This window comes from Clostridium novyi NT (assembly GCF_000014125.1).
Classification (GTDB): domain Bacteria; phylum Bacillota; class Clostridia; order Clostridiales; family Clostridiaceae; genus Clostridium_H; species Clostridium_H novyi.
Genome location: NC_008593.1, coordinates 621,287 through 636,184 on the forward strand (window position 1 = coordinate 621,287; position 14,898 = coordinate 636,184).

Consider the following 14,898-nt stretch of genomic DNA (forward strand, 5'->3'; position numbering starts at 1 on the left):
CATATATGTAATTTAAAATATAAAAAATTGTGGTTAAAAAAATATTTTTGGTGAAAGAGGAGTGAAAAAATGGGTATATCTAAAAAGTTTAATAAAGGATTAGGGGTAGCAACTACAGCAATGATATTGATGGGGGGAACTTCACAATTAGTACATGCAGAGGTTAAACCTAGTGTTGTTGAAAAAATACAAGCGAGAAAAATTTGTAAGGATATAGAACAGTGCATTATAGATGGTACATATAATTTTCAAAGTGAAAAAGAAAATTTATATTTTAATGCACCTAATATAGTAAACAATTTAAAAGAAGCTCCTAAGTTGGAAAAAGTTTCATTAGGAACTTTTTATGGAGAATATAAAAAATATAGAATTGAAATTCCATCTAATGTACCAAAGGATTACATAAGTAGTATAAAAGAAATTGAAGTAAATGGGGTAAAGTATGAAGTATCAAAAGATGGCAATGTAAAAGAATATAATAAGTATAATATTGGAATGTTAGGATTAGATTTAAGTATAAGTGCTTTTAATAAAGAAGATAATGTGATAACAATTAAAGCTACTGGTTATAAAGACAATGTTTTAAATGTTAAAAAAAGTTCTGAAGATGTTGACAAGGAGAAAGATACAAAGACATCTACCAAACCTAAAAAAGAAAAAGTAGAATCTGAAAGTGAACTTAAAAATAAACCTTCAGAAAAGAAGGAGGATAAATCTAGCAACAAGTCTACTGCAGAAGAAAAGTCAGGCAAAGATTTAAATGAGAATAAAGAAGACATAAACAAGCCTAAAGTTGAAAGAGTATTTGCACAAAAAGAAGGTAATAAATATTCTAAATACAGAGTTGAATTTTCTAATAAAACAAAATGGGAGGTAATGTCAAGTTATACTAAAAGTATAACAGAGGTTTCAGTAAATGACATAAAGTACAATCCTTCAGAGGATTTATTAGTAAATAAGAATAGTAGGTATTATTTTGGATTAATGGGGCTTGATTTAAGCAGTAATGGATTTAACAAAGAGCAAAATGTTATTAAAATTAAATCAAATAAATATAATACTTTTATAATAACAGTAAAAAAAGATGGAAGCATATTAAAGATTAATGAAGAGCAATATGAAAAAAATAAAGACTCAATGGACAATAAAAAGAAAAAAATAAGTGTTATGAAGACAGCTTTATCGGATTATGGAAATGATGGCAAGAACAAATATCAAGTTATTTTGGATTGTAGTTATACAGAGCAAAATAATTATAGACAAGCACTAAAAGAAGTAGTTGTAAATGGTACAAGATATAAAAAAGCATTAACGGTAACAGAGAATAATACATTTTATGCTAGCAGTATAGCTTTAGATTTAAATACTGCATCTTTCAATAAAGATATAAATGAAGTTGTATTTAAAGCTGATGGATTTGAAGATATAACTATTTTTATTAGAAAAGATGGAAGTTTAGCTACAGAAAATTCAACTGAACCATTAGAAGATCCAGATTTTAATTTGAAACATACAAATCCAACAAAAGAAGATAAAGATAAAGGGAATAAAGCTTCAGAAAAGATACTTTTAAGCGAGAATACTAAGTTAGAAGATGGACAATATACCATTGGATTTACTGCATATAAAGTAGATGATCCAACAGATACGTCTATGCTTGGAGGTTTTTTTGATAGTAATGTAAAAGTAGAAGTTAAAAAGGGAAAGATATATACTACATGGCTTAATTTGTTAGAAGCTGATATGCTATATGATTTTAGAATTGAAAATAATGGTAAGTATCCAAAAGCTAAATCTACTAAATATGGCGAACCTGATAATTATGGTAAATATAATATGCAAACATTTGAAATTCCTATGGACAATTTTATAAAACCTCATATTGGTGGAGTTATTGTTAGCGCTATGGGAGGACAAAAAAGCGATATAGGAAATATAAATAAATATACTAAAGTAAAGTTAGTATTTGATAAAGAAATAATAAAAAATTGGGAAGGATTTAAATACGAAAAAGAAAATAAAAAAGATAAGTATCAAGAACAAAATAAAATTTTTAGTGCATTAAGTGAAGCAGGATTAGATTTTAATAAAGATGGAGTAATAGATTCTGCGGATTTAAATAGAGCCCAAGGAGAGCTAGACTTATCATGCAAGGGAATATCTAACATATCATGGGTTAAATATCTAGGTGGAGATGTTACGAAATTATTTCTTAATGCAAACGGAATAAAAGAAATACCAAAAGATGTATTTGATAGATTAGCAAACTTAGAAACCCTTGATTTATCAGGTAATAAGTTAAGTACTTTACCAGTAGGTATATTTGATAAATTAACTAAGTTAAAATCATTATCCTTATCAGGTAATAAGTTAAATAATTTAAATAAAGATGTATTTAGTAAATTGGTTAACTTAGAGGAATTAGCTCTTGATAGAAACCAATTAACAAGTATACCAAATGGAATTTTTGATAACTTACCTAAGTTAAAAAGAATTAGTTTTTCAGAGAATAAGTTAGATAATATACAAGATAATTTATTTAACAATAATAAAGAATTAAGAGTGATAGATTTCAGCTTTAACAATATAAAATCAATACCAACAAGTATAAAAAATGCTTCTAATTTAAGTGAAATTAGGGCTCAGCATAATAGAATAGAAGTTTTACCAAAGGAACTTGGTAAGCTCGTTAATCTTAAAAAACTAATTTTAAGTAGAAATATTATAAATGAGATTCCACTAGATATATTTAAATCATTAAAGAAACTAAATGTTTTAGAAATGAATGATAATAACATAAGTAATATTCCTGATAATATAGATAAAATCTTACCAAGTTTATTTAAAGAAACATATTCCGCAGGTATTGAGGTTAAGTATAATGAGCTTACAAAAATATCTGATAAATTAAAGGAATTATCAAAAATAGGTAAGTTTAAATATATACCTCAAAAAAGCTTAACTAATTTAAAGTTAATCAATGATAATGGTACTTTAAGATGGGATCATAAAATGTCATCACTAGATGTACTTTGTTGGGGTGAAACACCACACTCATTTTTTGATAGTATAGTTCCTAAAACTTTAGAAGAATATAAACAATATTTAAATGGAAAAAGTACAATTGATGTTTTAAATGATAGAGGTTGGGATTGGACTATAAAAGTAGATATCCAAAAGAAAAATAAAAAGGGCGAATTTGAAACAATTCACACAATAACTACAGAAGAAGAAGAAGATAAATTTGGCAGCTATAAAGTAGGTAATATAGATAATAATGATAATTATAGAATAGTAAAATCATTATACGGTAGTACCAATAATGAAAAGTCATTAATTTTTAAAGAAATTGCATATATTGGTGATTCTTTAAATAATGCAGTTCAATCAAATGAAAAATCAAAAGAACAAGAAAAAGCAACAACAAAGTCAATAAGTGTAAAAGTATTAAAAGAAAAAAGTGATGAGCCATCAATGGCAGGTCAATATGTAAATAAAACAGTAAAATACACAGAAAAAGATGGAAAGAAATATTTTACTGTTACACTAAACAGAATAGATTGGATGAAGAATGTTTCTATAGAAGTAGGTGGAAAAGAAGTAGCTGCTGAAAAGAATGTAAATGGAAATGTTGGAGAATATACATTTGAAGTATCTAATGAAAATGAAGAAGTAACTATGAAAATGAATGTAGTGCCAATGGGAAATGCAAGGGTAGCATTTAGATTATCAAAATCTAATACATCATCAAAACCACAAGAAACTTCAACTGAAAAGCCAAAGGAGGATAATACTAAAGAAAAGGAAACTAATAAAGATGAAGGAAAAGTAACAAGTGATAATGACAATAAGAAAAATGAAAAAGTAAAGAATATAGATTTCAAGATATTGAAAGAAAAAACAAATGAGCCATCAATGGCAGCACAATACGTAAATAAAACAGTAAAATATACAGAAAAAGATGGCAAGAAATATTTCACTGTTACACTAAATAGAATGGATTGGATGAAGAATGTTTCCATAGAAGTAGGTGGAAAAGAAGTAGCTGCTGAAAAGAAGTTAAATGGAAATGTTGGAGAATTTACATTTGAAGTATCTAATGAAAATGAAGAAGTAACTATGAGAATGAATGTAGTGCCAATGGGAAATGCAAGAGTAGCATTTAGATTATCAAAATCTGATACATCATCAAAGCCACAAGAAACTTCATCTGAAAAGCCAAAGGAAAATACTGAGGACAAAGAAAAACAAACAGAAAATAAAAATGAAGTAGAAAACAAAAATGAAGTAGTTTATGAGGCAGGACTTGAATTAGCTGATAAAACAAATGAACAAAATGAGAAAATGGTAAAAAGATATATAGACTTAAAGCAAAAGATAAATGTTGAAAGAAAAGATAAAGAAATATTCATGACATTAAAATTAAAAGCACAACAAAAAGATATTAAAGAGATAAAAGTAGATGGACATGTGGTTAAAAACTTTGATGTTGTAGGTGAAGAAATAGGAAAAGTAAATAGACTTGCACCATTAAATAATGCATCAAATCTTAAAGTGGAGGATAATAAAGAAAGTACTACTATAAGATTTAAAATACCAAATGAAAAATCAAAAGTACAAATTACAATGCATAATGAAGAAGAAAATAAAGATGAAACTTTTGCAATCAAATTAAAGGGTATAAAAGAAGTAAAGAATGATAACAAAAAGGATGATAAGGATATAAAAACAGATAAGGAAAATAAAAAAGATAATGATCCTATCAATAATAAAGATTCTGTAGAAATTAAAGATAAAAATATGGACAATAAGAAAGAATCTTCAAAAGAAGATAAAAAGGAAGATAAGAAGCAAGAAAAACAAGAACAACAACATAAAGAAACCAATAAAGAAGAAGCATTAACTAGCAGTAATAGTTTACAAAAAAAATCTCCTAATACTAAAGAACGCAAGTCAAATAAAAAAGCTACATCAATAAAAGAAAAGAAATTACCACAAACAGGTATGCCACTTGGAAGTGGACTTTTAGCCACACTAGGAAGCGCTATATCTGGTATGGGTGTTGTTTTAATGAGAAAGAATAAAAAGAAAAAATAAAAAATATTAAAATAAGAGAAAATAGCTTTAAAGCTATTTTCTCAGATTGTTCAAAAAGCCCCCAACAATTGGGGGCTTTTGTTTACGCCAAAATTCTTTTATGCGATAGCATTCGAAAAATATTTATTATGTATGTTAATTTGGAATAAATTTGAATTAATGTACACAAAAAATAATGCGATAGCACCATGGCTATCTTTTTCATATTCTGAACTGCCGCTGTAAGTAGGCACTGCTCAGAAACATTTTTAATTCCTCGCATGCGACAATAACGTAGCCCATGTAATTCTTTTGAATCAGCAAAGCTACGCTCAATCTTTTCTTTACGTCGTTTGTAAATACTTTTACCTTTTTCTGTTTTAGTAAAGCTAAAAATTTGATCTTTATAGTCTTCCCAAACATGACGACGTATAGTTCTATTAATGGATTTATCAGATGTTAAGCAATTATTTTTATATTTGCAATAAGCACAATGCTCCGCATTACTTAAATATTCTTTATAACCTTCCCTCGTAGTAGTTCTATATTTTAAAAAGCAATTATTAATACACACATATCCATCTAATTCTTTAACATACTGAAATCTATATTTTGTATATTTTCCTTTAACATGGGGTCCTAAACGGAACCCAAAAACACCTTGATAATTTTTGTCTGAAATTTGTTTACAAATAGGATTCGTAGAATATCCGGCATCTGCTACTAAATATTTTGTATTAAAATTAAACTTTTCTATTTGAGTTTCTATTCTTTTAACATAAGGATCTACATCGTTTATATTCCCGGGAGTAACATGAACGTCTGTTATAATATTATACTTTCCGTCAACAGTTCTATGATCTAAATAAAAAAAGCCTTTAGGTTTTCCATCTCTAACCATATATCCACTGTCTGGATCAGTTGTACTTACTGTTATTTCCTTAGTTTCAGCTATTTTAGTCTTTTTTTTTAGAGGCTTTTTATTATGATTAATTCTATCTTTATTAATGTCATTCTCTAATTCATCAAAGTATTCCTTTGTGGATTTAGTTATTTCTTTTTTAATAAATTTATGTTTATTAGCGTTAGCTTTTAAGTGAGTAGAATCAGTATATAGAATTTTCCCATCAACCAAGTTTCTATTAATAGCTTGAAATACAATATTATCAAATATTTCTTGATGTATATTTGTATTACTAAATCTTTTTGTTCTATTCTGGCTTATAGTGGAATGACTTGGTATTTTATCAGTAAGTCCATATCCTAAAAACCATCTGTAAGCTACATTTACCTGGATTTCTTTTACAAGCTGACGCTCTGAACGTATACCGAATAGGTATCCTATAAAAAGCATTTTAAATAATACAACTGGATCCACTGATGGTCTGCCATTATCAGCACAATATAAATCCTTAGTTAAATCTCTTATAAATGAAAAGTCTATGTATTTATCTATCTTTCTAAGTATGTGATTTTCAGGTACTAAATTTTCTATATAAACTAGTTCTAATTGATTTTGTTTTCTTTCATTATTAGTAAGCATTTTTCCTCCGTAGGAGCCCTAACGGGCTAAAAGATTTATTGTTCTAAAATATATATTCTACATAAACACTAAAAATCCTTTTTGTAATAAATGTAAAAAGGCTGTTGACAAATTATGTTTATCAACAGCCTGAGAAAATAGCTTTAAAGCTATTTTCTCTTATTTTACGTACAATTTTAGTAATTTGAAAATAAAACGTGCAATAATCAGAAAAAAAAAGCATAAAACTATTAACAAAAACGCATAAACGTGATATCATTAATTTGGAAAAGATGTTAAATACAAAACTTTTCTTATTAAGGAGTAGGTTACAGGATTAATTATGGAAGGAGATAAAGAATGTTTGCTGAAGAAAGACGAGATAAAATACTTTCTACTGTAAAAACTAAAGGTAGAGTACTTGCAAAAGATTTAGCAGAAGAATTTGGAACTTCCATAGATACAATCAGACGAGATCTTAAAGTCATGGAAAAAAATAGACTTCTAAAAAGAACTCATGGAGGTGCAATACCTCTATCAAAGGTTAGAAGGCTACCTATTGATGATAAACTAAGATATAATGAAGGTACAGAGCATCAAAATGCAGTAGCAAAAAAAGCTGCAAAATATATAGATGATGGAGATACTATATTTATAGGTGGAGCTAGTATACACTATGTGCTTCTTAAATATCTTCCATTAGATAAAAACTATACAGTTGTTACTAATTCCTTAACTATAGCCCAAAAGTTAAAATTACTAAGTAATGTAGAAACTTATATAGTTTGTGGAAACATAAAAAATGATGAAGGTGTTGTAGATGCACTAGCTACAGAGTTTATAAGAACTTTGAGAATAGATGTAGCATTTTTAACTGGAGGGGGAATTTCAGCAAAACATGGACTTAGTAGTGCTACCCCAGAAGGTTCTATATTTCAAAAGACAGTAGCACAGGTATCCAGAAGAAAAATCTGTCTTGCTAATTTTGATAAAGTAGGAATAGAATTTTTTTCAAAGACACTAGACATGAAAGAGTTAGACTTAGTAATAACAGATTGGGAAGCTCCAGAAGAAGAAGTCAAAAAGATGCAAAAGGAAGTAAAAGTTTTAATAGCTAAAAAATTAAAATAAATTAATAATTTATAAATATAAGAGAGGAAAGTGGAAAATGAAAGTTAATTTTTATACTTCTCAAAGAGAATATCATGAAAAAAAGAATGAATTTGATACAGCAATTCAAAGTGTTATTGAAAAAGGAAACTTTATACTAGGAGATAAGGTTACTGAACTTGAAAGAGCTATAGAAGAATATACAGGAATTAAACATGCAATTGGTGTTGCATCAGGTACAGACGCATTAGTTATAGCATCTGATATTTTAGGATTTAGTGATGGAGCTGAAGTTATCACTTCACCATTTACATTCTTAGCATCAACTTCATGTATAGCAAGACACAAAGGAATACCAGTTTTCGTTGATATTGATGAAGAAACATTACAAATAGATACTTCTAAAATAGAAGAAAAAATAACTGATAAAACAGTTGGTATATTACCAATACACCTATTTAACCAAATGGGAAATATGGATGAAGTTATGAGAATAGCAAAAAAACATAACCTTAAAGTTCTTGAAGATGCAGCAGAAGCATTTGGTATGAGATGGAAAGGTAATGGAGAAGATTACATACACTCTGGTGGAATTGGAGATTTTGGAGTATACTCATTCTTCCCAACTAAAACATTAGGTGGATATGGTGACGGTGGAATGATCGTTACAAATGATGATAAACTTGCAGAACTTGCAAAACAATACAGAGTTCATGGTGCATCAAAGAAATATCATTATGACAATGTAGGATACAATTCAAGACTTGATACAATTCAAGCTGCTGTATTAGGCGTAAAATTAAAATATATAGATGAAGCTATTGAAAAGAGAAGAAAAGTAGCCGAGATGTATATTGATGGATTAAGTGATTGCAAAGAAATAAGAATACCAAAAATAAGCGGAGATCAAAAGGGAGTTTACTACGTATTCAACATAATAGTAGAAAACAGAGATGGACTTCAAGAATACTTAAAAGAAAAAGAAATTGGAACTAGCATATACTATCCAAAGCCACTTCATGAACAAAAATGTTTCGATTATTTAGGATACAAAGAAGGAGATTTCCCAGTAGCTGAAAAAATAGCTAAAAAGATTATTGCACTTCCAATATATCCTGAAATAACAGAAGAAGAAGTGCAATTCGTATGCAAGACAATTAGAGAATTCTACGAAAAATAAATTATAAAAAATACATAGACTACATTTTTAAGTGTAGTCTATGTTAAATGCTTATAAATAAAACATCTTAATAAAATAAAAACAACATATTATTGAAAGGAAGTTTTTATTATGTCAAAGAAAATACCATTTTCACCACCAGATATAACACAAGCAGAAATTGATGGTGTAATTGATACATTAAAATCAGGATGGATTACATCAGGTCCTAAAACAGCAAAATTTGAAGAAGAAATGGCTAAATATTCAGATGCCAATAAAGGTGTTGCAGTATCTAGTGCTACAATGGGTATGGAACTAATATTAAAAGTTTTAGGTATTGGCGGAGAAGGAAATAGTCATCACGAAATAATAACTACTCCATATACTTATACATCAACTTCAAATGTAATTGTGCATAGAGGATTAAGACCAAAATTTGTAGATGTAAAAAAAGATAGTTTCTTAATAGATGAACAAAAAATATACGATGCTATAACTCCAAATACAAAGGCAATAATGACAGTTGACTTTGCAGGAGTTCCAGTTGACTATGACAAAATAAGAGAAGTTATAAAAGCTAAAAATCGTGAAGATATAGTTTTAATATCTGACTCAGCTCACTCTTTTGGTGCTAAATACAAAGGAAATAGAGTTGGAGGACAAATGGACTTTCATGTATTCTCATTCCATGCAGTAAAAAATCTTACTACTGCTGAAGGTGGCGGAATTACATACAACAATAATAACTTCATGGGTAAAGAAGATTTATACAAAGAATTTAAATATACATCATTAAATGGTCAAACAAAAGATGCATTATCAAAAATGAAAGCTGGAGCATGGCAATATGACATATTAACAGATGGATTTAAATGTAATATGACAGATATAATGGCAGCAATCGGACTTGCTCAACTTGAAAGATATGACCTTATGCTTAAAAAGAGAGCAGAAATTTTTGAAGTATATACAAATGTTCTTAAAGATAAAGAATGGGCTATTATACCAGAATATAAAAATGATATTATGGAATCATCATATCACTTATATCCATTAAGAGTAAAAGGATTTACAGACGAACAAAGATCTGAAGTAATTGCAATGATGGCTGAAAAAGACATTGCTGTAAATGTTCACTTTATACCACTTCCAATGTTTACTCTTTACAAAAACTTAGGATATGATATAAAGGATTATCCAAATGCATATGAACAATATGCTAATGAAATAACATTACCAGTATACTCTACATTAACTTTAGAAGATGCGGAATATGTTGCTACAGAATTAGTTAAATGTATAGAAAAAGTTTTAGCTAAGTAATTAAATATAAAATTAACAAAAAGAAGTGCTTTAGCGCTTCTTTTTGTTAAAAGAATTAATTTAACTAAAATGTAAAGAATTTTTATCCAAAATATGATAGAATGCATTATGTATAATACTAGAAGATGCTTATTAAAGCATCTCTAAAAATTAATTAAAGACGTATAAGGATGAGTGACGTATGAAAGTACATAAGTTTTTTTTATCTATCTTAATGATAGTTTTTATTATGGGAATGTTTGTTGTAAATTTAATTTCTAAGGATAAGAAATTTTCAGAAGCGGAAAATAGGGTACTTCAAAATAAACCTACATATTCATTTGAAAAACTAAAGTCTGGTAAGTTTACTAAGGAATATGAAAAGTACATAACAGATCAATTTGCTTTTAGAAACTTTTGGGTTGGAGTTAAGTCTAGTTCAGATAAACTATTAGGTAAAAAAGACAACAATGGAGTATACTTAGGATTAAATGGATATCTTCTTGAAAAACCAGCAAAAGTAGACAATGATCTTTTAGAAGATAATATAGAAAGTATAAATGAATTTGCAAAGCGTAATTCTAATTGCAAAGTAAACTTTCTTTTAGCTCCAAATTCAGTAAACATATTAAAAAGTAAATTACCTAAATATGCAACACCAGAAGATGAGAAGAAAATTATTGATGATGTTAAAGAAAATTTAGATCCTAAAAATGTTAAGTTTGTAGACGTATATGATGATTTGAATATGCACAATAAAGAGTATATTTATTATAAAACAGATCATCATTGGACAACTCTTGGAGCATATTATGCATATAAAAAATTAGGAGGTACTTTAGCATACAAACCATTAGAATTAAATGATTTTAACATACAAAAGGTTACAGATAGTTTTTATGGAACTTTTTATTCTAAAGGAAATTATAGAGAGATTGAACCGGATTCTATACAAATATTTAAGCCAAAGAAGGAACTAAAATACAAAGTTAAATATTTTGATGATAAAAAAGATACAGATACTTTATATGAAATGGAAAATTTAAAGAAGAAAGATAAATATTCTGTATTTTTAGGTGGTAATCATGATTTAGTTGTTATAAATACCTACTTAAAAGATGAAAATGAAAATAAAAAACAATACATAGTTAAGAAAAATAGTAAAAGAAATAAAAAGAAAAGAAATATTAAAAAAGTTAAAAATGCTAAAAAGGTTAAGTATACTAAAGCTAAGGAAACTAAGAAGTTACTGATTATAAAAGATTCCTATGCACATAGTTTAGTACCATTTTTAACAAATCATTATGATGAAATTCATATGGTTGATCTTAGATATTTTAATGATAATATAGATGAATATATAAAAAAGAATAATATAAAAAATATACTTATAATGTATAATGGATTATCCTTTTCAAGAGAACAAACTGTTTCAAAATTACAAACACCATAGTATACATTTTAGATTATAGTATTAATTCTATAGCATATAAAATTATTCCTATAAATTTAAATCAAGGCAATAATACAATTACAATATCTTAAAAAATGAAAATTGTATATATTAAAATAAAAGATCTTAAGGGTTATATATTAGTAAAGTTTATTATTAGTATATAACCCTTTTTATTTTCTTAAGAAATTTGTAAGATTTTTAATAGATAAATTTTAATAAGTTATATTTATACTAAATTTATAGGATGAGAAAGGAGGAAACAAAAATGGTATAATTTTATTGTAAGGAGGGGAAAGGCGTGTCACAAAATAACGTATTAGTAGTAGATGATGATAAGGAAATAAGAGAAGCCATAAAAATTTATTTGAAAAATGAGGGTATAAAAGTATTTGAAGCAAAGGACGGAATAGATGCTTTAATGTTACTGCAAGAACAAGAAATACATCTTATATTAATGGATATTATGATGCCTAAGATGGATGGGATAAAGGCAACTTTTAAAATCCGAGAAAAAAAAGATATACCAATAATAATGTTATCTGCAAAATCAGAAGATACGGATAAAATTTTAGGACTAAACATAGGTGCAGATGATTATGTAACAAAACCATTTAACCCACTAGAACTTATAGCTAGAGTTAAATCTCAATTAAGGAGATATGTTAAGTTTAATAATTACAAAAGCAATAGTCAAGAATTAAAAGTTGGTGGAATTATATTAAACAAAAATACAAAGAGCGTTTCTGTAGACGGGGAAGAGGTAAGACTTACTCCAATAGAATATAAAATTTTAGAATTTTTAATGGAAAGCACAGGACAAGTATTTTCTATTGAACAAATATATGAAAATGTTTGGAATGAGCCATGCTATAATGCAGAAAATACAGTTCCAGTCCATATAAGAAGGATAAGAGAAAAAATAGAAATAAATCCGAAGGAACCAAGATATTTAAAGGTGGTGTGGGGAATTGGATACAAAATCCAAGAGCAAATTTAAAGAAACGTTAATTTTTATATGTTCAATTTATTTATTAGTTATATCTATTCTACTTATAAAAACTTTAGTTAAAGATGGAAGAGAGAATACTACACCTTATTTTAAAAGTGGAACTTTTGCAACTCGTGTATGTGAAGTGTTTAATGGTGTAGCAAAAGAACCAGGTGATTACTTAACTGATGAGGAATTTAATGAGAGAAAAGCAAAGTATCAAAGTATATCAAATAAAAAGCAAAAGGAAATAGAAAAGGAATACGAGGATAGAATTAAACTTGCAAAAGAAGGTCAAGACAATAGTTTATTAAGTACATTAATAATTGAAAGAGATAAAAAAATAAGTGAGGCAAAAAAGATATATTCCAAAACTAATGAACAAATAAAAGAAGAAATCATAAAAGAAAAAAATGATAAATTTCAAAAGAATAAAGAAATTATAAAAAAGAATACAGATTTAAAATACTATATTAAGAATAAATCAACTGGAAAAATAGAGTCTAATTTAAATGATCCATCTAAGTTACAAAATGCTATAAATACTTCAATGTATTATGTTGAATTACCAGAAGATGATGTTATGAGTAGGTATTGGGATATAAATTCATACTGCAAAGATAATAATTATGAAGTATATTTTATTGTGCCAAAGGATATAAGACATGATGGTACAATATTTAAAGAATATACAATGTATGAAAAAAGTACAAAGCAATTTATTGTATTTTCTATTATATCCGTTGTAATAGTTATAACTACTATATTAATGTTTTTACACATGAAAAAGAATTATAAAGTTTATTATGAAAAGTTTAAGTGTGTATATGATAAGTTTATAAAAATAAATTTTGGTATAAGAGTTATACTAGCAATTATAATGTTTCCACTACTAGACGATTTTCTGAGGTTTGAAAAATTCTATAGGGGAATGCTTATAGATAAAGAAATTATTTCTTTAACATTAATAGCTTTTATAGTTTTATATTATGTATGCTGTGCTTATGATGTAAAAAGACTTAAAAATGATAAAGAATATTTAAAAGAAAGTGGTATAGGTAAAGCTTCAAAATACTTAAAAGAATCTCTTGCATGTAAGGGTGTTCTATTTAAAGTTGTATTATTTTCAGTAATTACTACAGGAGTATCTTGTGCTATATTATTATCTTTTTTAGGAATTGGCTCATTTAATATTGGATATAGGGAACTTCCTCTTTTCTTATTTGCATTTGCATATCTGATTATGTATTTTTTCATAATTGTGCCATGTGTAATAAAAAATATAGGTAAATTTAATAAAATTGTAGAAGGAACAAAAAGAATGACTGAAGGAGATTTGAATTTCACAATTGATGTTAAAGGAAAAGGAATATTAGTAGATCTTGCAAATAATATTAATAATATTAAAGAGGGGTACAATAAGGCAGTTGCCGAGGAAATAAAAAGCCAAAAGTTTAAATCAGAACTTATAACCAATGTATCACATGATTTAAAAACACCTCTTACTTCTATAATAAATTATATAAAACTTCTTCAGCAAGAAGGTATATCAAAAGAAGAAATAGAGGGTTATATTGGAGTTTTAGATAGAAAATCTGAAAGACTAAAAACTTTAATAGAGGATTTATTTGAAGCATCAAAAGTATCAACAGGTGCTGTAGAACTTAATATAGAAAGATTAGATGTTGTATCACTACTTAAACAATCCTTAGGGGAATTTAGTGAAAGAATAGAAAATTCATCATTAAGCTTTAGAATCAACCTTCCAAGCAAGCCTATTTATTGTAATTTAGATGGTAAAAAAACCTGGAGATTATTTGAAAATTTAATAGGGAATATTCTTAAATATTCTCAAGAAAATACTAGAGTTTATATTGACTTACAAGAAAAAAATGATGAAGTTATTATAACAATGAAAAATATTTCATCATATGAAATGAATTTTGAAGCCGATGAAATCTTTGAAAGATTTAAAAGAGGAGACGAATCAAGAAGTACAGAAGGTTCTGGACTTGGACTTGCAATTGCAAATAGCATAGCTGAACTTCAGGGAGGAAGTTTAGATATTGAAATTGATGGAGACCTTTTTAAATCAATTGCAAAGTTTAAAACAATAAAATAATTAAGTATAAGGCAAGTTATATTATATAATTTGCCTTATTTTTATATGAAATTTTAACAATGGATTAATTGAAAAAGTAATTCAGTAAAGTATTGACAAATTAAATGGAAAAGAATAATATTATTGTAAACTTTAAAAATAAAAACAGTTTACAATAATA

Annotated in this window: 8 protein-coding genes; 7 read left to right on the top strand and 1 reads right to left on the bottom strand. The window is 27.1% G+C overall.

Features of this window, described 5'->3' with window-relative positions; genetic code table 11:
- The first annotated feature begins 69 nt into the window (after positions 1–69).
- Positions 70–5,097, top strand: coding sequence for an NEAT domain-containing protein (locus NT01CX_RS02925; protein WP_011721548.1), 5,028 nt, complete (start codon positions 70–72; stop codon positions 5,095–5,097).
- Positions 5,098–5,179: 82 nt separating this feature from the next.
- Here the strand turns inward: NT01CX_RS02925 and NT01CX_RS02930 are convergent, their stop codons facing one another.
- A complete protein-coding gene (locus NT01CX_RS02930; protein ID WP_011721549.1) occupies positions 5,180–6,619 on the bottom strand; it encodes an IS1182-like element ISCno1 family transposase in 1,440 nt (479 codons plus the stop codon).
- Positions 6,620–6,958: 339 nt separating this feature from the next.
- Here NT01CX_RS02930 and NT01CX_RS02935 point away from each other — a divergent pair, with 339 nt between their 5' ends.
- The 6 genes from NT01CX_RS02935 (at position 6,959) to NT01CX_RS02960 (ending at position 14,738) form a co-directional block, all read left to right on the top strand.
- The gene (locus NT01CX_RS02935) at positions 6,959–7,729 is read left to right on the top strand and encodes a DeoR/GlpR family DNA-binding transcription regulator (RefSeq protein ID WP_011721550.1); all 771 of its coding nucleotides are present in this window, start codon (positions 6,959–6,961) and stop codon (positions 7,727–7,729) included.
- Between the two features lie 37 nt (positions 7,730–7,766).
- The gene (locus NT01CX_RS02940; protein WP_011721551.1) at positions 7,767–8,888 is read left to right on the top strand and encodes a DegT/DnrJ/EryC1/StrS family aminotransferase; all 1,122 of its coding nucleotides are present in this window, start codon (positions 7,767–7,769) and stop codon (positions 8,886–8,888) included.
- A gap of 111 nt (positions 8,889–8,999) precedes the next feature.
- The gene (locus tag NT01CX_RS02945) at positions 9,000–10,193 is read left to right on the top strand and encodes a DegT/DnrJ/EryC1/StrS family aminotransferase (RefSeq protein ID WP_011721552.1); all 1,194 of its coding nucleotides are present in this window, start codon (positions 9,000–9,002) and stop codon (positions 10,191–10,193) included.
- 181 nt (positions 10,194–10,374) lie between these two features.
- On the top strand, positions 10,375–11,625 hold the full coding sequence (locus NT01CX_RS02950; protein WP_011721553.1) for a DHHW family protein: 1,251 nt from the start codon (positions 10,375–10,377) through the stop codon (positions 11,623–11,625).
- Positions 11,626–11,926: 301 nt separating this feature from the next.
- Positions 11,927–12,625: a response regulator transcription factor gene (locus NT01CX_RS02955; protein WP_011721554.1), complete on the top strand. Its 699-nt coding sequence runs from the start codon at positions 11,927–11,929 to the stop codon at positions 12,623–12,625.
- Positions 12,597–14,738 (top strand): sensor histidine kinase, encoded by a 2,142-nt coding sequence (locus NT01CX_RS02960; RefSeq protein WP_011721555.1) that lies wholly within the window; start codon positions 12,597–12,599, stop codon positions 14,736–14,738. The genes NT01CX_RS02955 and NT01CX_RS02960 overlap by 29 nt, the downstream gene beginning before the upstream one ends.
- The last annotated feature ends 160 nt before the right edge of the window (positions 14,739–14,898 follow it).

What these genes read in the sequence shown, in the direction of transcription:
- NT01CX_RS02950 (WP_011721553.1), top strand. Translation starts at nt 10,375, where the DNA reads ATGAAAGTACATAAGTTTTTTTTATCTATCTTAATGATAGTTTTTATT.
- NT01CX_RS02935 (WP_011721550.1), top strand. Translation starts at nt 6,959, where the DNA reads ATGTTTGCTGAAGAAAGACGAGATAAAATACTTTCTACTGTAAAAACT.
- NT01CX_RS02930 (WP_011721549.1), bottom strand. Translation starts at nt 6,619, where the DNA reads ATGCTTACTAATAATGAAAGAAAACAAAATCAATTAGAACTAGTTTAT.
- NT01CX_RS02945 (WP_011721552.1), top strand. Translation starts at nt 9,000, where the DNA reads ATGTCAAAGAAAATACCATTTTCACCACCAGATATAACACAAGCAGAA.
- NT01CX_RS02925 (WP_011721548.1), top strand. Translation starts at nt 70, where the DNA reads ATGGGTATATCTAAAAAGTTTAATAAAGGATTAGGGGTAGCAACTACA.
- NT01CX_RS02940 (WP_011721551.1), top strand. Translation starts at nt 7,767, where the DNA reads ATGAAAGTTAATTTTTATACTTCTCAAAGAGAATATCATGAAAAAAAG.